This is a genomic window from Actinomycetota bacterium, from assembly GCA_005774595.1.
GTDB lineage: Bacteria > Actinomycetota > Coriobacteriia > Anaerosomatales > D1FN1-002 > D1FN1-002.
Genome location: VAUM01000359.1, coordinates 1 through 1782, shown reverse-complemented (window position 1 = coordinate 1782; position 1782 = coordinate 1). Strand labels below are relative to the sequence as shown.

The 1782-nt window shown below is 75.5% G+C and carries 2 protein-coding genes; both read left to right on the top strand.

The window, feature by feature from the left end; all coding sequences use genetic code 11:
* Nucleotides 1-70 precede the first annotated feature (70 nt).
* Nucleotides 71-1432 carry an AarF/ABC1/UbiB kinase family protein gene (locus FDZ70_10080; GenBank protein ID TLM67835.1) on the top strand — a complete coding sequence of 454 codons (1362 nt, stop codon included), beginning with the start codon at nt 71-73 and terminating at the stop codon, nt 1430-1432.
* Nucleotides 1433-1501: 69 nt separating this feature from the next.
* Entirely contained in the window at nt 1502-1717 is a 216-nt protein-coding gene (locus FDZ70_10075; protein ID TLM67834.1) for a hypothetical protein, read from the top strand.
* Nucleotides 1718-1782 lie beyond the last annotated feature (65 nt).

The window sequence follows — 1782 nt, the reverse complement described above, 5'->3', positions numbered from 1 at the left end:
GGCGTCGATCGACGCGCTGCTCGCCCGCGAGGACGCGGACGGTCCCGGCCCGGGCCCTGCGAAGGGCTGAGTGCCCTCAGTGGCGCGCGGTCGGGCCATCGCCGGCGTCTTCGTGCGCCGCTGGGCGCGCGCGGCGGTCCGCGCGCGCTTCGGGCTCGCGTCCGCCGAGGCGCGGCGCGCGGCGTTCGCCCGCGAGACCCGCCACGCGTGCGAGGACCTCGGTCCGGCGTTCGTGAAGCTCGGCCAGCTGGCCTCGGTGCGGCCGGACGTGTTCGGCGCGGAGCTCGTCTTCGAGCTCGAACGGCTGCAGGACCGCGTGCCGCCCGTGCCGTACGAGGCGGTCCGCGCGCAGGTCCGGCGTGCGCTGGGCGCCGATCCGGAGGAGATCTTCGCCTCGTTCGAGCGCGAGCCGGTGGCATCGGCCTCGGTGGCGCAGGTGCACCGCGCGGTGCTGCGCGAGGCGTACGCCCCGGTGTGGGGCGCGCCGCTGCCCGCGGGTGCGATGGTGGCCGTGAAGGTGCTGCGGCCGGACGCCGCGGCGGTGGTCGCCGAGGACCTCCGGATCGCACGCGCGGCGTTGCGGTGGCCGTGGCCGCTGCGGGTCGCGCACCGCGCCTCGCTCGCCGGGCTGCTCGACGAGTTCGCGGTCACGCTCGCCGACGAGCTCGACCTGCGCCGCGAGGGCCGCACCGCCGACCGCTTCGCGTTCGACTTCCGTGACGACGCCCTCGTGCGCGTGCCGCGGGTCGTGTGGACGCGCACGGCGCGCGTGGTGCTCACGATGGAGTTCGTCGAGGGCTGGCGCCTCTCGGAGCTGACGCACGCCGAGCGCGAGGGCGTCGACGCCCGCGGGCTCGCCGTGCACGGCGCCGTGGCGTTCATGCGGCAGGTGCTCGAGCTCGGCCGCTACCACGCCGACCTGCATCCCGCGAACATCTTCGTCACGCCCGACTCGCGCATCGCGTACCTCGACTTCGGCATCGTCGGGCGCCTCGACGCGGCGGAGCGCCACGCCATCGCCCAGGTGCTCGCCGCGCTGGTCTACGGCGACGCGGAGCGCGCGCTGACGTGGTCGGCGGCGCTCGGCGTCACGGTGCCGGCCGAGAGGCGTGCGGCGGTGCGGGCCGACTTGTCCGCGCTGATGCGGCGCACGCTGTCGGAGGACGGGCGCGACGTGCGGCACTTCGGCATGGGGTTCCTGTCGATGCTCGGGCGGCACGGCGTCGCGATCCCGATGGGCTACGGGCTGCTCGTGAAGGCGCTCGTGACCGTCGAGGGAGTGGCGCGGGCGCTCTACCCCGACATCGACATCATCGAGACCTCCCGGCCGTTCGTGACCGGCTTGCTCGCGAGGCGGGCGGCGGATCCGGCGCGGCTGGCCGAGCGGCTGCCCGCAGCCGTCCGCGCGGGCTTGCGCGAGTTCGCGCGGTAGCGGGAGTCGCCTCCGGCGTTGCCTCACCACGCCTCCGCGGGTATACATCGACGTACATCACACTCGCGTTTGGAGATCGGTGAGAGGCCGGTATGCCATGGAGCGTATGGTGCGCAAGCAGCTGTACATCACCGCACAGCAGGAGGCGGGGCTGAAGCGCATGGCGGAAGAGAGTGGCGTCAAGGAGGCCGAACTGGTGCGGCGGGCCGTGGACGCGCTGCTGGCGGGGGGGGGGCGGGGGGGGTTCAGGGGCGAGGCGTGGCGGCGGTTCGTGGATTCCGCTGAGGCGGACGGCGCACGGGGGGGCGCCTCGGACGGCGGCGGGGGGGGGGGGGGCGGGCGGGGGTGGG